The organism is Rhodoplanes sp. P11, assembly GCF_964266735.1.
Lineage (GTDB): Bacteria > Pseudomonadota > Alphaproteobacteria > Rhizobiales > Xanthobacteraceae > Rhodoplanes > Rhodoplanes serenus.
In genome coordinates this window covers 128,151-145,017 of the sequence record NZ_CAXWGY010000022.1, presented here as the reverse complement: position 1 = coordinate 145,017, position 16,867 = coordinate 128,151, and the positions used below count along the sequence as shown (strand labels likewise).

The 16,867-nt window shown below is 69.5% G+C and carries 17 protein-coding genes; 9 read left to right on the top strand and 8 right to left on the bottom strand.

Annotated elements, in window-relative coordinates:
- Positions 1 to 8: 8 nt before the first annotated feature.
- The 6 genes from padG to ACFQUV_RS25420 are packed head-to-tail and all read right to left on the bottom strand — an operon-like array spanning position 9 to position 6,464.
- Positions 9 to 1,253 carry an NADH-dependent phenylglyoxylate dehydrogenase subunit alpha gene (gene padG / locus ACFQUV_RS25445; RefSeq protein ID WP_129611032.1) on the bottom strand — a complete coding sequence of 415 codons (1,245 nt, stop codon included), beginning with the start codon at positions 1,251 to 1,253 and terminating at the stop codon, positions 9 to 11.
- Positions 1,250 to 1,552 carry an NADH-dependent phenylglyoxylate dehydrogenase subunit delta gene (padF, locus tag ACFQUV_RS25440; RefSeq protein ID WP_129611033.1) on the bottom strand — a complete coding sequence of 101 codons (303 nt, stop codon included), beginning with the start codon at positions 1,550 to 1,552 and terminating at the stop codon, positions 1,250 to 1,252. Before padF ends, padG begins: the two co-directional genes overlap by 4 nt.
- Positions 1,549 to 2,121 (bottom strand): NADH-dependent phenylglyoxylate dehydrogenase subunit gamma, encoded by a 573-nt coding sequence (gene padE, locus ACFQUV_RS25435; protein WP_129611034.1) that lies wholly within the window; start codon positions 2,119 to 2,121, stop codon positions 1,549 to 1,551. The genes padF and padE overlap by 4 nt, the downstream gene beginning before the upstream one ends.
- A 58-nt stretch (positions 2,122 to 2,179) precedes the next feature.
- Complete coding sequence (locus ACFQUV_RS25430; RefSeq protein ID WP_129611035.1) at positions 2,180 to 3,076, bottom strand: DmsC/YnfH family molybdoenzyme membrane anchor subunit; 897 nt, start codon at positions 3,074 to 3,076, stop codon at positions 2,180 to 2,182.
- Positions 3,073 to 3,720 carry a 4Fe-4S dicluster domain-containing protein gene (locus ACFQUV_RS25425; RefSeq protein WP_129611036.1) on the bottom strand — a complete coding sequence of 216 codons (648 nt, stop codon included), beginning with the start codon at positions 3,718 to 3,720 and terminating at the stop codon, positions 3,073 to 3,075. The genes ACFQUV_RS25430 and ACFQUV_RS25425 overlap by 4 nt, the downstream gene beginning before the upstream one ends.
- Entirely contained in the window at positions 3,717 to 6,464 is a 2,748-nt protein-coding gene (locus ACFQUV_RS25420; protein ID WP_129611037.1) for a molybdopterin-dependent oxidoreductase, read from the bottom strand. Before ACFQUV_RS25420 ends, ACFQUV_RS25425 begins: the two co-directional genes overlap by 4 nt.
- Before the next feature lie 643 nt (positions 6,465 to 7,107).
- Here ACFQUV_RS25420 and ACFQUV_RS25415 point away from each other — a divergent pair.
- Entirely contained in the window at positions 7,108 to 7,515 is a 408-nt protein-coding gene (locus ACFQUV_RS25415) for a thioesterase family protein (RefSeq protein WP_129611038.1), read from the top strand.
- Positions 7,516 to 7,669: 154 nt separating this feature from the next.
- Entirely contained in the window at positions 7,670 to 8,416 is a 747-nt protein-coding gene (fdhD, locus tag ACFQUV_RS25410) for a formate dehydrogenase accessory sulfurtransferase FdhD (protein ID WP_244601721.1), read from the top strand.
- Positions 8,417 to 8,549: 133 nt separating this feature from the next.
- Here fdhD and ACFQUV_RS25405 read toward each other — a convergent pair whose 3' ends face one another.
- Positions 8,550 to 10,772, bottom strand: coding sequence for an NADP-dependent isocitrate dehydrogenase (locus tag ACFQUV_RS25405; RefSeq protein ID WP_129611039.1), 2,223 nt, complete (start codon positions 10,770 to 10,772; stop codon positions 8,550 to 8,552).
- Between the two features lie 632 nt (positions 10,773 to 11,404).
- On the opposite strand from ACFQUV_RS25405, the gene ACFQUV_RS25400 reads away from it, so the two are divergent.
- From ACFQUV_RS25400 to ACFQUV_RS25385, 4 genes are all read left to right on the top strand, one after another.
- Positions 11,405 to 11,614 carry a cold-shock protein gene (locus ACFQUV_RS25400; RefSeq protein ID WP_111383851.1) on the top strand — a complete coding sequence of 70 codons (210 nt, stop codon included), beginning with the start codon at positions 11,405 to 11,407 and terminating at the stop codon, positions 11,612 to 11,614.
- Between the two features lie 106 nt (positions 11,615 to 11,720).
- Positions 11,721 to 12,041 (top strand): YkgJ family cysteine cluster protein, encoded by a 321-nt coding sequence (locus ACFQUV_RS25395; protein ID WP_129611040.1) that lies wholly within the window; start codon positions 11,721 to 11,723, stop codon positions 12,039 to 12,041.
- Between the two features lie 126 nt (positions 12,042 to 12,167).
- A complete protein-coding gene (locus tag ACFQUV_RS25390; protein ID WP_129611041.1) occupies positions 12,168 to 13,364 on the top strand; it encodes a TrmJ/YjtD family RNA methyltransferase in 1,197 nt (398 codons plus the stop codon).
- 113 nt (positions 13,365 to 13,477) lie between these two features.
- Entirely contained in the window at positions 13,478 to 14,023 is a 546-nt protein-coding gene (locus ACFQUV_RS25385) for a cytochrome b (RefSeq protein WP_111383854.1), read from the top strand.
- A gap of 98 nt (positions 14,024 to 14,121) precedes the next feature.
- Here the strand turns inward: ACFQUV_RS25385 and ACFQUV_RS25380 are convergent, their stop codons facing one another.
- A complete protein-coding gene (locus ACFQUV_RS25380) occupies positions 14,122 to 14,445 on the bottom strand; it encodes a DUF1476 domain-containing protein (protein WP_111383855.1) in 324 nt (107 codons plus the stop codon).
- A 316-nt stretch (positions 14,446 to 14,761) separates the two neighbouring features.
- Here ACFQUV_RS25380 and purC point away from each other — a divergent pair, with 316 nt between their 5' ends.
- The 3 genes from purC to purS all read left to right on the top strand — a co-directional run bounded on the left by purC (position 14,762) and on the right by purS (position 16,863).
- Positions 14,762 to 15,529: a phosphoribosylaminoimidazolesuccinocarboxamide synthase gene (purC, locus tag ACFQUV_RS25375; protein WP_201160186.1), complete on the top strand. Its 768-nt coding sequence runs from the start codon at positions 14,762 to 14,764 to the stop codon at positions 15,527 to 15,529.
- Between the two features lie 420 nt (positions 15,530 to 15,949).
- The gene (locus ACFQUV_RS25370; protein ID WP_378395994.1) at positions 15,950 to 16,495 is read left to right on the top strand and encodes a Uma2 family endonuclease; all 546 of its coding nucleotides are present in this window, start codon (positions 15,950 to 15,952) and stop codon (positions 16,493 to 16,495) included.
- A gap of 125 nt (positions 16,496 to 16,620) precedes the next feature.
- Positions 16,621 to 16,863 (top strand): phosphoribosylformylglycinamidine synthase subunit PurS, encoded by a 243-nt coding sequence (gene purS, locus ACFQUV_RS25365; RefSeq protein WP_129611043.1) that lies wholly within the window; start codon positions 16,621 to 16,623, stop codon positions 16,861 to 16,863.
- Positions 16,864 to 16,867: the final 4 nt, after the last annotated feature.

Below are 16,867 nucleotides of genomic sequence, written 5' to 3'. Positions count from 1 at the left end.
ACGACGCCTCAATCGTTCTCGTTGACCCAGATCGGCCCGTCGGGCACGTCGCCGCCGAGCAGCGCCGCGGTGCGCGCGATGACCGCGTGGAAGTGCTCCACCGTCAGGTCGGCGCCGGCGAGCCCGCCGATGAAGCTCGCCGCCGGCACCGGCCGGCCGAGCCGGTAGAGGACGCCGAGCAACTCCTGGAACACCGGCCCGCAGTTCCAGCGGAAGCCGACCGAGCGGTCGACGACGCCGATGGCGCCGACGCCGGCGAGCGCCTGCGCCAGCGCCTCCACCGGGAACGGGCTGAACGTCTTGATCTTGACGATGCCGACGCGCCGCCCGGCGGCGCGCGCCTCGTCGACGGCGTCCTTGGCGGCCCCCGTCATACTGCCGAGCGTCACCAGCGCGATCTCGGCGTCGTCCATGCGGTAGCGCTCGACCAGCGGCGCGAAGGCGCGGCCGAAGCGCGCCGCATACTCGTCGTGCACCTCGGTGATGACGCGGAGAGCGTTCTGCATGCCGCGGCACTGGCCCTTGCGGTAGCGCAGGAACGCCGCCGGTCCCTTGCCGCCCGAGCCGCCGGTGAGCGGATCGACCGCCATCGGGCGCAGCGGATCGAGCGCCGCATGCCAGTTGATGTTCCTCTCGCCCATGAAGGCGTCGACGCCGGCCTGATCCGGTAGGGTGACGCGGGCCGCCCCGTAGGACAGATAGTTGCCGTCGAGGCAGACATTGACCGGCAGCATCACGTCGCGATGCTCGGCGATGCGGAACGCCATGATGGTGGTGTCGAGCACCTCCTGGACGGTCTCGCAGTACATCTGGATCCAGCCCGCCTCGCGCACCGTCATGGCGTCCTGGTGGCCGCCCCACACGGATTGCGGCGTGATGCCGTCGCGGGTGACGAGCGCCATCACGATGGGCAGCCGCAGGCCGGGCGTGCGCCAATAGGGCTCGAACATGAAGGCGAGGCCGGGTCCGCAGGTGGCCGTGAAGGTGCGCCCGCCGGCGAGCGCGGCGCCCTGGAGCACCGACAGCACCGAGTGCTCGCCCTCGGCATCGACGATCTCGGCGTCCATGCGGCCGTCGGCGCAGAGCTTGGCCAGATGCTCGACCAGGCTCGACTGCGGCGTGATGGGATAGACCGACAGCATGTCGGGCCGCACCATGGCGACCGCGAGAGCGGCCGCCTCGTTGCCTTCGCAGACGATGTGGCGGGGCCGTGTGGCCGCCGCCGTGCCGGCTTCGCGGACCGCCATGGTCATCCCGCGACCTCCTCGATCATGGTGATGGCGCGGTGCGGGCACTCGGTGGCGCAGATGCCGCAGCCCTTGCAGGTGGCGAGATCGATGTCGAACCACGCCGGCCGCTCCACCACGCACTGCACCGGGCAGTAGAGCCAGCACACCGCGCACTTGACGCATTTGTCGCGGTCGACCACCGGCCGCAGGCTGCGCCAGTCGCCCGGCTGCATGGGGTTCAGCGCGGTGGCGATCGGGCACAGATCGGCCGGCACGCCGTCGGCGGCCGGATCGCGCATCGGGTAGGCGCGGCGTGCGCTCATGCGGCGACCTCGCGATCGAGGTGGTGGATCTGCGTCTCGCGATAGCCGCGGCCGAGCGCCGCGATGTTCTGATCGAGGCCGGCGTCGCGGAACTCGGACTGGGCCAGCGCCTGCTCCAGCGCCGCCAGCGACACGATGCCGGTGGTCCGGGCGAGCGCGCCGAGCATCAGCGTGTTGGTGATCGGCCGGCGGAAGATCTCCATGGCGATGCGCACCGCATCGATCAGCCCGACGGTGCGCAGACCCGCCGGCAGCGTCAGCTCGGCGAGCGCGCGCCCGCTGGTTTGCACCAGCGTGCCGCCCGGCCGCATGCCGGCGAAGATGTCGACCGAGCGGCCGACCGTCGGGTCGATGCACAGCACGCAGTCCGGGTGGGTGATGTTGGTCATGCGTCGGATCTCGCGCTCGTCGGCGCGCACGAAGGCCACCACCGGGGCGCCGCGCCGCTCGAAGCCGAACGACGGGATCGCCACGGCGTACTTGCCCTCGGCGACGAGCCCGGCGGCGAGCAGGCCGGCCGCCATCACGGCGCCCTGTCCTCCGCGTCCATGGAGACGAACCTCGTACATTCTTCCTCCACCCGCTTCCGGGTTTGCGCGTCGGGCGGCGTCGGCCGTCACGGTTCGGTCACTGCGCCTTGGCGCGGGACCAGCCGGGCTTGGCGCCGACGCCGGGGCGGCCGCTGCCGCGCGCCGGCGCCTGCGGCAGCGCGAAGCCTTGTGTCAGCGCGGCGCGGCAGATCAGCACGAACTTGAACCAGGCTCCGGCCACGACGGCGGCGGCACCGGCGAGCGTGACCGCGATCGGCCAGCCGAGCAGCGCGCCGGCGATGCCGAGGCCGATCGGCACCGCATGCCCGGCCCAGACGAACGGACCATCGATGGCATCGAACGCCTTGAGGGTGCCGACCGGCACGCCGACGCCGCGCAGGCTCTCGCGATAGCGCCGCCAGACGACCAGACGCGCCGCCGCCAGGATGGCGAGCAGCACCCCGAACGGCGTGAGCGCCGGCCAGATCAGCGCCGCCATGACGAGGAGGCCGGCCCCCTCGGTGATCCCGGTGGCGACCACGAGGGCGGCGCACAGCCCGTGGCGCCACGCCGGAATGCCCTTCTGGTTGCGCAGGATGCGGCCCTGGACATAGACGAGGCCGACGCCGGAGAGGCCGGCCAGCCACACCGCGGCCGGCCGATCGAGCACGACGGCGGCAGCGCCGGCCGCGAACAGCAGGGTGGCGACCAGCGCCTCGCGCGTCATCCACGAGGTCGCGACGTTGCGGTACACGTTGAGGGCGCGCAGCGGCCGACCGATCTCGAGCCACACCGCCAGCAGCCCGAGCCCGACGAGCGCGAGACCGAGCACGATCAGCGACCGCAGGTCGACGCCGAGCGGCGAGGCGAGGGCGGTGGCGGCCAGCAGGCCACCGCCGGCGCCGCCGCAGATGAAGTTCGTCGCCGCCCGCGCGTCCCAGCTCGTCTGGCGACGCGGCGACATTCGATCGAGCGCTCGGCCGGATCGCTTCATGTCTCGCTCCAGATGTAATAGATCGACGGTCCCGTCCCGAGATCCTCGTGGACGCGGAAATGCCGTGCACTCTCCAGCAGCCTCACCACGCCGCTGGTCGGATCGTTGATGTCGCCGAACTGCATCGCGCCCGAGATGCACGAATTCACGCAGGCCGGCGTCACCTCGGGGTCGACACCGGGCGTCTGCCCGGTGATGGCGGCGCGGTCGATGCGCTCCTTGCAGAAGGTGCACTTGGTGGCGACCGACAGGCGCCCCGGATCGGTTCGCGCCAGCTCGTGCGCCATCGGCACGCCGTAGGCATAGCGTGGCTCGTGCTGGATCGCGCGCGCATCGAACGGGCAGGCCATGATGCAGTTGGCGCAGCCGATGCAGACGTCGTAGTCGATGGTGACGAGGCCGTCCTCGCGCTTCTGCGTCGCCGTGGTCGGGCATACCTCGGCGCAGGGCGGCTCGGCGCAGTGCATGCAGGAGACCGGCAAGAAGGTGCGGCGGACATCCGGATACTCGCCCGACTCCTGATCGAGCACGCGGCGCCACTGGACACCGGGTGGCGTCGCGTTGGCGCTCTTGCAGGCGGCCGTGCAGGTCTGGCAGCCGACGCAGCGCCGCAGATCGATCACCATGACGTAACGCGGGCTCATGCGGCCGGCCTCTCCATGCGGCGCACCGCGACCCGGACGATGTCGGCCCCCGAGCCGGTCGCGTCGGTGAGCGCCAGCGTCATCGGCGCGATGGAGTTGAGGCTCGCCCGCTCGATGTCCTTGATGTAGGGGGTCGCCCAGTGGTCGAACTGGCCGACGATGACGAGGGTGTCGGGGCGCACGCCCTTGACCAGCGCGGCACGGCCGTAGGTCGCGCCGATATGCGAGCGCACCTCGACCGGATCGCCGTCACCGATGCCGAGCGTCGCCGCGGTGTCGACATGGATGATCACGCCGGTGTGGCCGCGCAGGTTCTCCGAGACCTCGTCCATCAGGGCGATGCCGGCATTGCCGCCGGAGTGGTACTGCATGCTCTTGGTGGTGAGGAGCCAGAACGGGAAGTCCTCGGTCCGCGCGCCCGCGGCGATCAGCGCCTGCTCCCAGCGGCCGGGCACGTCGTGCCAGTCGGGCAGTGCCGCATATTCGGCGAGCTGCTCGTCCCACCAGTGCATGTTCTGCTCGTGCAGGCGGTTGCGCAGCTCGCGCCCGATCCGCATGAGCCGCTCCTGATAGGGCAGCTCGTAGCGCAGGCCCTGTTCCTCCAGGGTCGGCGTCAGATACCAGCTTCGCCGCGACACCGGCACCTTGTAGAAGCCGTGCTGGCGGAACCAGTCGAGCCCGTGGGTATCGCGTCCGTCCGACAGCGTGAAGGTGGCGGCGCGGCAGATGGCATCCCAGATCCGTTCGGGCTCGGGCACCTCGGCCGGATCGAGGCGGACGTCGTAGCCCTCGCCCTTGAGCGGCGCGACACCGGCGACGCCGCGATTGAGCTGCTCCACATAGGCGGAGAGCAGCCCGGTGCGTCGCGCCAGCTCGGTGGCGATCCAGGTGAAGTCGCGCGCCTCGCCCTGCGGCTCCACCGCCTGCTGGCGAAGCACGACGCCGTGACAGTCCCAGAAGTGTTCCATATACTTGGTGGCGCCCATGCGGATCAGCTGCGTCGACTCGAGGTCGGTCGCCTCCGGCAGCAGCAAGTCCGCCATGTAATTGGTCTCGTCGACCGTGTAGGCGAACGCCACCATGAACGGGAAGCGGGCGATCGACTCCGCGAGCCGGCGCGTGTCCCAGAACGAGATCGCCGGGTTGGAGCGGTAGACGAACCACACGTCCGGATGGGTCGGCTCCGGCATCGGCCAGTCGGCCGGCCGCTCCTCCTGGAACATCCAGGCGAGCTGCGTCGGTCCCAGCGCCTGGCTCCAGCCGCCGTTGCGGCCGACGATCGGCACCAGGGTTCGATGCAGATTGCGCGTCGTCGGCGTCGCCTCCCAGCGCTCGCGGCTGGTGGGGTTGAAGTGCTGCACCATGAAGCCGTCGTCGCCCGGCTTCACCGAGAGGTGCCGGTTGTCGTGCGGGCGGTTGAGCCGCACCGTGGTGCCGAGAATGCCGCCGGGGTTCTCCAGGGCGCCGACCAGCATGGCAAGCACGGTGCGGGCCCAGCAGCATTCGTAGGCGCCCCAGCCGTTGTTGACCGACTTGCCGAGCGTCACCGCCACCGGGCGCAGCGGCATGGTGTGGCCGTCGATCTCGATGGTGGCGCCGATGCTGGCCGCCTCCAGATACTCGCCGGCGATGCGGCGGATGGTCTCCGCCGGCACGTCGCAGATCGCCGCCGCCCATTCGGGCGTGTAACGGGCGATGTGATCGCTGAGCGCCTGAAAGGCCGTCGTCCCCTCGACGGCGGCGTGGTTCACGCGCACCCCGTCGGCGTCGATCGTCACCGCGGTGGCGACGCGGAAGCGGCCCGCCACCGCCGGCACCGCGCGGGCCGTGTCGAACGCCACCGCGGCGCGGCGCGTCTCGTCCCACACCAGCGGCTTGCCGGTCGCGCGGTCGCGCAGATAGAGACCGTTCGGGCCGACGAGATACGCGGAGGCGGTGCGGTCGCGCAGGAAGGGCTGGTCGAGCGCGGCGAGCCCGTGCTCGTGAATCAGCACGTTGATCAGCGCGAACAGGAAGGCCGGATCGGTCTTCGGCCGGATCGGCACCCACTCGGCCGAGCAGGCGGCCGTGATGGTCAGGCTCGGCTCCACCTGCACCCGCTTGTAGCCGCGGATGCGCGCATCGGCGTGGCGGATGACGGCGGTCGGCCCGCCGGTGACCTCGACATTGGCGCCGCAGGCGATCACGTAGCGGGTGTTGGGCGTGTCGGCCGAGACCGTGAAGGCGCGGTGCCAGAACTCGCCGTAGAGATGCTCCGAGTGGGTGCATTTCACCCCCTGGCCGGAGCCGAAGCTGAAGTCGACCGGCCCCCACGCGGCGAGAAACGCCGGGAACGTGCCCATGTAGTTGGCGGGCGTGCCGCCGTGGCCGAAGCTGGCGGCGAGCCGCGGCAGTCCGGCCTGGTCGATCAGCCCGCCGGCGCGGACGGCCGTCAGGCGTTCGGCGATGGTGTCGAGCGCCTCGTCCCACGAGATCGGCGTGAAGCCCGGGTCCTCGTCGCGCCCCTTCTTCGGGTTTGTCCGCTTCATCGGGGTGCGGACGCGGTTGGGATTGTAGGTCTTCTGCACCAGGCCGTAGGCCTTGACGCAGGGGCGCCCGCGGCCCGGATGCACCGTCTCGGCGGCGAAGTTCGGCTCGATCTCGGTGGCGATTCCGTTCTCGACCTTGACGGTCAGGAAATCAGGACCGGAGACGCAATTGTAGCAGAAGGTCGGGACGCGCCTGACGGGCTCGTCTGCTGTCATCGCTTCCTCCCCTCCCGCCTCCGGGGCGGATTTTTTGTTGTGGACCTCGGCATCGGAGCTCCGAATCCGGAGCTTCGATGCGAGCCCGATATCGAGCACCGCGCTGCATCGAGCACCGCGCCGCGCCTGCGGCAGCGCTGCGCCCAGACACGACCGACCGCGCGCAATCGACAGGCGCAATCGACAGGCGCGATCGACCACACACGATCGGCCGCGTGCCTCGACCACGTACAATCGACCAACCGCGTCGTTCGATGCGCTGTGAGGCGCGCCGTCCGACGATGAGCCGACACGTGCTGCGCTCGCCCGATCACCGCTCGGGTGGCGTCCTGGTCCCTTGCAATCACGGTCGCCGGCCGTCTCCGGCGCGGCTGCAATGCAATTTCGGCAATTGCGTACCGGAAATCATGATACTTGTAGCGGAGGTCGTGTCAATCTATGTGTGTCAAGTCGTGCTCACAGCCGATGCTGCAATGCGATTGATCGTGCTGCATTGCGACGCGATGGAAGGCTCGGACTCGCCAGTCCGTCGCCCCCGCAGGCCGGACAGCGGGCTACGTCGTGTTTCATTATTTCGGTTCAGAACGACGAATTGTGTGTCACGCTAGACTGAGACCGACATCCGATCGAAACGGGGGACCTCATGACTTCGACCTTGACCATCGGCGCCACGGCGACGCGCCGGATCGTGATCGACACGCCGCGCACCATCGACTTCCTCGGCGAGGCGCTGCGCGTCTACGCCACACCCGAGCTGGTGCGTGATTTCGAGGTGGCCTGCCGGGAGCTGCTGCTCGAACACATCGAAGCCGGTGAGGATTCGGTCGGCACCGGCATCAGCGTGTCGCATGGCGGCGCCACCCTGCGCGGCATGCCGGTCGACATCACCGTCACCGTCGCCCGCATCGAAGGGCGTCTCGTCACCTTCGATCTGGTGGCGAGTGACACGGTCGAGGAGATCAGCCGCGGCACCCACAGCCGCTTCGTCGTCGCGGTGGAGAAGCTGCGCAAGAAGGTCGCCGACAAGGCCGCGCGGGCCGCCGTGGCGTGACGCGCCGGGCCGTCAGGATCGTGTCGGATCGAAGCGGGAGGGCAGGGCCATGCGGTCGGCGTCACCGGGCTTCGCGATGACCAACGCCATCCGCACCGGCCGTCCCGCGGTCTCGGTGACGTATGGCGAGGGCGGGCCGTGCGCGGGCGCCCGCATGGTGGCCGAGGAGACCGCCGTCGCCTTCGTGTATGACGGCGGCGGCCACGCCGTGATGATGGCGACGCCGGCCGATCTCGAGGATTTCGCGGTCGGCTTCACCCTCGCCGAAGGGATCGTCGAGGCCAGCGACGAGATCGAGCAGATCGACATCGTGGCGCGGGAGGCCGGGATCGAGCTGCGGCTGTGGCTGGCGGCGTCGCGGACGCGGGCGCTGCGCGAGCGGCGGCGTCGGCTCGCCGGGCCGACCGGCTGCGGCCTGTGCGGCATCGAGACGCTCGCCGAGGCGATGCGCCCGTCGCGGCCCGTCACCGCCGACCTGCGGGTCACGCCGGCCGCGATCCACGCGGCGCTGCGGGCGCTCGGTCCGGCTCAGGCGCTCGGCCGCGAGACCCGCGCCGCGCATGCCGCGGCGTTCTTCGGTGCGGACGGCGGCCTCGTCGCGATCCGGGAGGATGTCGGCCGCCACAATGCCCTCGACAAGCTGCATGGCGGGCTCGTTCGCGCCGGCTGCTCGGCCGCCTCGGGCTTCGTCGTGGTCACCAGCCGCGTCTCGGTCGAGATGGTGCAGAAGACCGCGACGCTCGGGGCGCCGCTGCTGGTGGCGGTGTCGGCACCGACCGCCTTGGCCATCCGCACCGCCGAGGCGGCCGGGCTGACGCTCGCCGCGGTGGCGCGGGCGGACGGCTTCGAGGTGTTCACCCGGCCGGAGCGCATCGGCGCCGATCCGTCGTCGCCGATGTGACGTGGCGTTCGCCATCCCGCCGCGTCGCCACCACGGCGACGCAAAAAGAAAGGGCGTGCTGGAGCACGCCCGTGGTCGATCGATGTCGTGAGCGAGGCGGCACCGCGCCGGAGCGCGGCGCCGCGCTGCGGCGTCAGAGCGCCGCGATCGCCGCATTCAGCGTGGCGCTCGGCCGCATCGCGGCCGAGGTCTTGGCGGCGTCCAGCAGATAGTAGCCGCCGGTGTCCACCGGCTTGCCCTGCGCGCCGATCAGCTCGGCATTGATCTTCGCCTCGTTCTTGGCGAGCGCCTCGGCCAGCGGCTTGAAGCGGGCTTGCAGCGCCGCGTCCTTGGTCTGGGCGGCCAGCGCCTCGGCCCAGTACAGGGCGAGGTAGAAGTGGCTGCCGCGGTTGTCGATCTGGCCGACCTTGCGGGCCGGCGAGCGGTTGAAGTCGAGGACCTTGCCGATCGCCGTGTCGAGCGTCTCGGCCAGCACCTGCGCCTTGGCGTTGTCGTAGGTCTGCGCCAAATGTTCGAGCGAGGCGCCGAGCGCCAGGAACTCGCCGAGCGAATCCCAGCGCAGATAGCCTTCCTCCTGGAACTGCTGGACGTGCTTGGGCGCCGAGCCGCCGGCGCCGGTCTCGAACAGGCCGCCGCCCGCCATCAGCGGCACGATGGACAGCATCTTGGCCGAGGTGCCGAGTTCCATGATCGGGAACAGGTCGGTCAGATAGTCGCGCAGCACGTTGCCGGTGACCGAGATGGTGTCCTCGCCCCTGCGGATGCGTTCGAGCGAGAACTTCATCGCCTCGACCGGCGCCAGAATGCGGATGTCGAGCCCCGCGGTGTTCTCGTTCTTCAGATACGTCTCGACCTTGGCGATGACCTGGGCGTCGTGGGCGCGCTGCGGGTCGAGCCAGAACACCGCCGGGGTGCCGGTGAGGCGGGCGCGGCGCACGGCGAGCTTGACCCAATCCTGGATCGGCGCGTCGCGGACCTCGCACATGCGGAAGATGTCGCCGGCCTCGACGGGGCGCTCGAGCAGCACCGTGCCATCCTCCGCGAGGACCCGGACCGTGCCGTCGCGAGGAATCTCGAACGTCTTGTCGTGCGAGCCGTACTCTTCGGCCTTCTGCGCCATCAGGCCGACATTCGGCACCGAGCCCATGGTCTTGGGGTCGAAGGCGCCGTGCGCCTTACAATCCTCGATGACCACCTGATAGATGCCGGCGTAGCAGCGATCCGGGATCGTCGCCTTGGTGTCGTGCAGCTTGCCGTCGGCCCCCCACATGCGGCCGGAGTCGCGGACCATCGCCGGCATCGAGGCGTCGACGATGACGTCCGAGGGCACATGCAGATTGGTGATGCCCTTGTCGGAGTTGACCATGGCGAGGCCGGGCCGCTTGGCGTAGGCGGCGGCGATGTCGGCCTCGATGGCCGCCTTCTCGGCTTCCGGCAGCGTCTCGATCTTGGCCAGCAGGTCGCCGAAGCCGTTGTTGAGGTTGACGCCGAGCTTCTTCAGCGTGGCGGCGTGCTTCTCGACGACGTCGGCGAAGAACACCGACACGGCGTGGCCGAAGATGATGGGATCGGAGATCTTCATCATGGTGGCCTTGACGTGCAGCGAGAACAGCACGCCCTTCGTCTTCGCGTCGTCGATCTGCGCGGCGAAGAAGGCGCGCAGCGCCTTGCGGCTCATCACGGCGGCGTCGATGATCTCGCCGGCCTGAAGCGGCGTCTTCGCCTTCAGCACCGTGACGGCGCCGTCGGCGCCGGCGAGCTCGATGCGGGCATTGGTGGCGGCTGCGACCGTGGTGGAGACTTCCGAGCCGTAGAAGTCACCGGCCGTCATATGCGCCACATGCGACTTGGAGTCGGCGCTCCAGGTGCCCATCTTGTGCGGATGCTTGCGGGCGAACTGCTTCACCGCCGCGGCGGCGCGGCGGTCGGAGTTGCCCTCGCGCAGCACCGGGTTGACGACGCTGCCGAACACCTTGGCGTAGCGCGCCTTGATCTCCTTCTCGGCGTCGGTCGTGGCGTTGTCCGGATAGTCCGGAATGTCGTAGCCCTTGTCCTGCAACTCCTTGATGGCGGCCTTGAGCTGCGGGATCGAGGCGGAGATGTTGGGCAGCTTGATGATGTTGGCCTCCGGCTTCGCCGCCAGGGTGCCGAGCTCGGCGAGCTCGTCGCCGATGCGCTGCGCCGGGGTGAGCCTCTCGGGGAAGGTGGCGATGATGCGGCCGGCCAGCGAGATGTCCTTGAGCGTCATGGCGACGCCGGCCGCGCCGACGAAGGCTTGGACGATCGGCAGCAGCGAATAGGTCGCGAGCGCCGGGGCCTCGTCGACCTTCGTCCACACGATTTCGAGATCGGGCATGCTTGCACCTCTGGTCGTCGTCCTGGGTCAGGCCGAGCGGAAGATCGGGCCGAGCGGAAGCGGAGTATCGACGGGCGCGGGGGTCGGGCGTCTCCCTCGCGTCCTCGCAGGAATCGTCGTCGTCGCCGCCGTGTCCCTGGGCGCCACGCCGCCGCAGAGACTCGGCAGGGGCCGTGAGGCCCGTCCAGCGGGCGCCGTATAACATCCGCGATCCGACTCTGAAAGCCGGCAATCGGAAATGTGAAGCAGGATTCGCGCAGCGGGTTTTGCGCTCCCAGAGTTCGGAGCCGGCACTACTTCACCGATAATTCCAGCATAATTTCAGTTATTTGCAGGTGAACCCCGGTTCGTATGTTGGGGCGTCGCCACCCTTGCGGAGGCATCAAAGTACCGTCGACGCGCCGAGGCGACGCCGCCATGGCCCGCCCCGGCGGGGCCGGCCCCGTGGGCTTGTGCGGCCGATCGCGGACGTCTATGGTGCCGCATCGACATTTGGCCGGACAATCGGGCCGTTTCGCCTTCGCTGTACACGCCGGGCGCACGATCAGACCCTCTCCAAAGATCGACCAGACCGAGCCGGGCCGTGCGCGCCACGCCCCGGCTTCCCGCACATGCAGTGAAAGGCACCCGAGATGACCAAGGGCACCGTGAAGTTCTACAACGATCAGAAGGGCTTCGGATTCATCGCCCCGGACGACGGCGGCAAGGACGTGTTCGTCCATGCGACCGCCCTGGAGCGCGCCGGAATGCGCAGCCTGAGCGAAGGCCAGAAGGTGGTCTTCGACACCCAGGAAGACCGCCGCACCGGCAAGATCGCGGTCGGCAACATCCAGGCCGCGTGATCGGCTCCGCGGCCCGGTCCCACGTGGCCGGAGACGCGACGACAGTTCGAGAAGCCGCCCTCCGGGGCGGCTTCTCTGTTTTTGCGATACGTGCCAAACCCGCCCGATGACCACCTTGGACCAGCACGACAGCGCGGCGACGGGCGAGACCTGGTCCTGCCAGACCTGCGGGGCGTGCTGCGCCTTCTCGGCCGAGTGGCCGCGCTTCTCGCTGGAGAGCGAGGCCGACATCGCCCGCATTCCGGCCGTCCATGTCGACGATGCCGCCGGGCGCATGCGCTGCGTCGGCGACCGCTGCTCGGCGCTCGTCGGCGAGGTTGGGAGCGACACCGCCTGCTCGGTCTATGCGGTCCGCCCGGAGGTGTGCCGCGCCTGCGAGCCCGGCGATCCGGAATGCCTGATGGCGCGGGCGCATTGGGGGCTGTGAAGCCGTTGCGCCGCGTCCGCGGCACGCGCGGGCGGGACGGCGGTCGACACCGCACGGCCGATCGGGTAGGGGAACGCGCCGCCGAACGGCCCTGCCGCAAGCCCCCTGTCGAGACACACGAAAACCATGCCCGGCGCCGGAACCGACAAGACCAAGAGCTGGGTGGCCGCTCCGGCCCCCGTCGTCGTGCTGGTGGAGCCCCAGCTCGGCGAGAACATCGGCGCGGCGGCGCGCGTGATGGCGAATTTCGGCCTGTCGCGGCTGCGTCTCGTAGCGCCCAAGCAGGCGTGGCCCAACTCGAAGGCGCGCATGATGGCGGCCGGCGCCGACCGCGTGCTCGACGCCGCCGTGCTCTATGACGATCTGACTTCGGCCATCGCCGACTGCACCTATGTGGCCGCCTGCACGGCGCGCGCCCACGATCAGGCCAAGCCGGTGCTGGCGCCCGAGGAGGTGGCGGCGACGCTGGCGCCGCGGGTCGCCGGCGGCGAGACGGTGGCGATCGTGTTCGGTCGCGAGCGCAACGGGCTCGAGAACGACGAGGTCGGCCTCGCCGACGCCATCTGCACGTTTCCGGTCAACCCGGCCTTCGCGTCGCTCAACCTCGCCCAGGCGGTGGCGCTGGTGTCCTACGAGTGGTTCAAGCGCGCCGGCACCGGCCTGCCGTTCACCATGCCGGTGAAATCGCAGCCGGCCCCCAAGGAGCAGATCCACGCCTTCTTCGCCGATCTGGAGCGTGAGCTTGAGCGCGTCGAGTTCTTCCGCCCGGCCGAGAAGCGCGAGACCATGACGATCAACCTGCGCAACATCTTCGCTCGGATGCAGCCGACCCGGCAGGACATCCAGACCCTGCACGGCGTCGTGATGGCGATCGCCGAGGGCCGCAAGGGGCCGGCGCGGGGCGGCGTGCTGGACGGCGAGGAAGCCTCGCTGCTGCGCAAGCTGCTCGCCGAGCACGGCGAGGGGCGGGTGCCGTCCGAGCGCGGCCCGGTGCGTGGTCTGTCGCGGCTGCTGCGCCGCAACCCGACCGAGGCCGAACGGGCGCTGTGGGCCGCGCTGATCGCCGACCGCCGCTTCGCGGTGCACGGCTTCAAGCGGCAGGTGCCGGTCGGTCCGCACATCGCCGATCTCGTCTCGTTCCCGCTGCGGACCGTCATCGATCTCGCACCGGCCGAAGAGAGCGCCGAGGCGGCGCAGGCGCGGGCCGTCAAGCGCGCCTGGCTGGCCGAGCGGGATTACCGGGTGGTGGCGCTCGCGGCTGCCGCGGTCGAGGCCGATCCGCGTGCCGCGCTCGACGCCATCGCGGCGACGCTGGCGCTGTAGGTCCGCCGGCGCGGTCATCCCGCAGGCGCCTTGCTCTCGGTCAAAGACGCCGCGCGCGGCGGACTTTTATCACGGCCTTATTCGAACACTGTCCGGATACGAGGTCTATTCCCATGGGGCTGCGCAATACTCGCGATTCCTACGGCGCAATGGCGCGCGCATTTCATTGGCTCACGGTGGTTCTGGTGCTGGTGGCCTGGTTGATCGGCCTGTTCCGCGGTGAGCTGCCGGAGGCGAACCGCGCCGCCGCGATGTTCGTCCATATCAGCCTGGGCCTGGCGGTCGTCGGGCTTCTGGTGCTGCGGCTGCTGTGGCGGATGGTCGATCCGGCGCCGCCGCCGGTGCAGACGCCCCTCGGCCGGCTCGGCGACATCGCGGCCGCCTCCATGCACGGCCTGAGCTATCTGCTGCTGCTCGCCGTGCCGGTGATCGGCATCGTGCTGGTGTTCGCCCGCGGGCGGCCGCTGCCGGTGTTCGGCCTGTTCGAGATCGCCTCGCCGTGGCCCGCCGATCGCGCCTTCGCGCGTTCCATCAAGCCGTATCACGAATGGCTGGCCCACGGCCTGATGGCGCTGGCCTTCATCCATGCGGCGGCCGCGCTGGTGCACCATTTCGTGTTCGGCGATCGCACTCTGCGGCGGATGGCCGGGCCGGCCTGACGCCCGCCACAGGGGTCTATCACCGGGGTGCTCCGAAACGCTTCCCCGAGACGGCCGCCGCGCCACGGCGCGGCGGTATCGGCTGCGGTCTCGCAGCGTCAGCCCGCGGTCTTGATGATCTCCTCCGCCTTCTCCATCAGCTCGTGCATGGTGCGGCGGATCTGGTGGTCGGACTGGTGCACGCCCTTGGCGTCGAAGTCCTTACGGATCTTCTGGAACACGTCGTCCTCGCCGGGACCCTCGAAGTCTGCGACGACCACCTCCTTGGCGTAGGCTTCCGCGTCCGCGCCGGCGAGGCCGAGCTTCTCGGCCGCCCACAGGCCGAGCATCTTGTTGCGGCGGGCCGTCGCCTTGAAGCGAAGCTCCTCGTCCTGCGCAAACTTCTTCTCTTGCGTGTCGCGTCTGTCCTGAAACGTGTTCATGGCGTTCCTCGTGCCTCCCGTACCGCCGTGGGACGGCCGCGCATCATGACGCGGCAAGGTTGCTGCCCGGCAGGATCGTCATTGCGACTTGCATATCGCACCGGAGCGGTCAATGGCGCGAAAACGCTCGCACAAGTCCTCATTGCACCGCCTGCGCGGGCGGTCTATGTCGATTGTGCTCGTCGCCCCCTTCGGATAGGGTCCGGGGGAATCGAGACGAGCGTGTCTCGCGTATGCACGACGTCGCCGCGGGCCTTGAACCCTCAATCGGAGCCACGGCAACCCTATGGATTTTCTCAAGCCACGGTACACCCCCATGAGCCGCCGCCGCCGCATCTACGAAGGCAAGGCGAAGGTCCTCTACGAGGGCCCGGAGCCGGGAACGTTGATCCAGCACTTCAAGGACGACGCCACCGCCTTCAATGCCAAGAAGCACCAGGTGATCGAAGGGAAGGGTGTACTCAACAACCGTATCTCCGAGTACCTGTTCCAGCATCTCAACGATATCGGCGTGCCGACGCACTTCATCCGCCGGCTCAACATGCGTGAGCAGCTGATCCGCGAGGTGGAGATCATCCCGCTGGAGGTGGTGGTGCGGAACGTGGCGGCGGGATCGCTGTCGCAGCGTCTCGGAATCGAGGAAGGCACCCAGTTGCCGCGCTCGATCATCGAATTCTACTACAAGAACGACGCTCTCGGTGACCCGATGGTGTCGGAGGAGCACATCACGGCGTTCGGCTGGGCGACCCCCCAGGAGATCGACGACATCATGGCGCTGGCCATCCGGGTCAACGACTTCCTGTGCGGCCTCTTCCTCGGCGTCGGCATCCGTCTGGTCGACTTCAAGATGGAATGCGGCCGGCTGTGGGAGAACGACATGATGCGGATCGTCGTCGCCGACGAGATCTCGCCCGACTCCTGCCGCCTGTGGGACATCAAGTCGAACGAGAAGCTCGACAAGGACCGCTTCCGCCGCGATCTCGGTGGTCTGCTCGAAGCCTATACCGAGGTCGCGCGCCGGCTCGGCATCATGAGCGAGAACGAGCGCCCGATCGGCAACGGCCCGGTCCTGGTCAAGGGCTGACGCGATCCCGGCCGGGCTGTGCGGCCGATCCGACCATCTCGAACGCCGCGCGGGACCACCCCGCGCGGCGTTCGCGTTTTGGGCGGCAGGTGACCACCCTGGGCGAGGGTGGGCCGTGTGCGGCCGGGTGGTTCTCCGCGCCATCGCTGTCAGCGGTGCTCCAGGCCGGCCCCTGCGCCGGGCCGGGTCGGCGCTGCGGTGGATGCGAGACCATCGCGTCTCGTGCTTCCTTGACGTGGCGATCCTTGGGGGCGACGTCGAGGTGGTATGATCAGCCCGCGACAACACGTCCCGGTGGGCAGCCCGTGGCTCCGCCGCTCCGCCCCCTGGCTGGAGCTTCCGCCGGCGGCGGCCTATCCTGGTCACGGGGGAGCGAGCCGGAGGACCGTCATGGGCGTGCCCAGGATCAGCACCGGACCGATGTCGATCGACGAGTTCTACGCCTTCACGGACACCCGCCCCGACGAGGAAAAGTGGGAGCTGATCGACGGGGAGCCGGTCATGCAGGCGTCGCCGGGGTATTCGCACCAGTTGATCGTGTCCAACATCATCATGGCTCTCGGGGCGGCGCAGCGAGCCCGCCCGGAGGCCGGATGGAGAGTCATTCCAGGGCTGGGGATTCGCTTGGGAACGAGCCGGCCCGAGCCCGACGCCATGGTGGTTCCGAGTCGCGGCGCCGCGGTCGACCTGCGGGTCCGTCACCGCGACGACGTCCTCGTCGTCTTCGAGGTCCTGTCGCCATCCACCGCCGACCGCGATCTCCGCTGGAAGCGCAACGCCTACACGTCGCTGCCTTCACTCACCCATTACGTCGTGATCGCCCAGGATGCGGTCGAGGTGGTGGTGTTCGCGCGTGACGACGGCTTTGCCGAGCAGCGGCTGACATCCCCGGACGATGTGGTCTCTTTCCCGGACCTCGGCGTCACCCTGCCGCTGACCGAGATTTTCCGCGATACCGGGCTGTGACGGGACATCGCCCGGGACGTCGGTGCCGGGCAAAGTGGTGGGCTGGTGACCTGTCGAGGCTACTGCGTGTTGACGCAGTGGTGGGGCGCCCGTATGGACCAGCATCGGAATTTTCGAGGCGACCCATGAAAGCCCGCGTCACCGTCACGTTGAAATCCGGGGTTCTCGATCCCCAGGGCAAGGCCATCGAGGGAGCGCTGAAGTCGCTCGGTGTCGACGGGATCGCCAGCGTCCGCCAGGGCAAGGTGTTCGACGTCGAGGTGCCGGGCAGCGACCGCAGCGCCGCCGAGGCGATCCTGCGCGAGGCCGCCGAGCGCCTGCTCGCCAACACGGTGATCGAGGATTATCGGGTGGAGATCGTCGGATGAGGCC

Bases quoted from the DNA above. Each gene is read 5' to 3' on its own strand.
- padG (WP_129611032.1), bottom strand. From the start codon at position 1,253: ATGACCATGGCGGTCCGCGAAGCCGGCACGGCGGCGGCCACACGGCCC.
- padF (WP_129611033.1), bottom strand. From the start codon at position 1,552: ATGAGCGCACGCCGCGCCTACCCGATGCGCGATCCGGCCGCCGACGGC.
- padE (WP_129611034.1), bottom strand. From the start codon at position 2,121: ATGTACGAGGTTCGTCTCCATGGACGCGGAGGACAGGGCGCCGTGATG.
- ACFQUV_RS25430 (WP_129611035.1), bottom strand. From the start codon at position 3,076: ATGAAGCGATCCGGCCGAGCGCTCGATCGAATGTCGCCGCGTCGCCAG.
- ACFQUV_RS25425 (WP_129611036.1), bottom strand. From the start codon at position 3,720: ATGAGCCCGCGTTACGTCATGGTGATCGATCTGCGGCGCTGCGTCGGC.
- ACFQUV_RS25420 (WP_129611037.1), bottom strand. From the start codon at position 6,464: ATGACAGCAGACGAGCCCGTCAGGCGCGTCCCGACCTTCTGCTACAAT.
- ACFQUV_RS25415 (WP_129611038.1), top strand. From the start codon at position 7,108: ATGACTTCGACCTTGACCATCGGCGCCACGGCGACGCGCCGGATCGTG.
- fdhD (WP_244601721.1), top strand. From the start codon at position 7,670: ATGGTGGCCGAGGAGACCGCCGTCGCCTTCGTGTATGACGGCGGCGGC.
- ACFQUV_RS25405 (WP_129611039.1), bottom strand. From the start codon at position 10,772: ATGCCCGATCTCGAAATCGTGTGGACGAAGGTCGACGAGGCCCCGGCG.
- ACFQUV_RS25400 (WP_111383851.1), top strand. From the start codon at position 11,405: ATGACCAAGGGCACCGTGAAGTTCTACAACGATCAGAAGGGCTTCGGA.
- ACFQUV_RS25395 (WP_129611040.1), top strand. From the start codon at position 11,721: ATGACCACCTTGGACCAGCACGACAGCGCGGCGACGGGCGAGACCTGG.
- ACFQUV_RS25390 (WP_129611041.1), top strand. From the start codon at position 12,168: ATGCCCGGCGCCGGAACCGACAAGACCAAGAGCTGGGTGGCCGCTCCG.
- ACFQUV_RS25385 (WP_111383854.1), top strand. From the start codon at position 13,478: ATGGGGCTGCGCAATACTCGCGATTCCTACGGCGCAATGGCGCGCGCA.
- ACFQUV_RS25380 (WP_111383855.1), bottom strand. From the start codon at position 14,445: ATGAACACGTTTCAGGACAGACGCGACACGCAAGAGAAGAAGTTTGCG.
- purC (WP_201160186.1), top strand. From the start codon at position 14,762: ATGAGCCGCCGCCGCCGCATCTACGAAGGCAAGGCGAAGGTCCTCTAC.
- ACFQUV_RS25370 (WP_378395994.1), top strand. From the start codon at position 15,950: ATGTCGATCGACGAGTTCTACGCCTTCACGGACACCCGCCCCGACGAG.
- purS (WP_129611043.1), top strand. From the start codon at position 16,621: ATGAAAGCCCGCGTCACCGTCACGTTGAAATCCGGGGTTCTCGATCCC.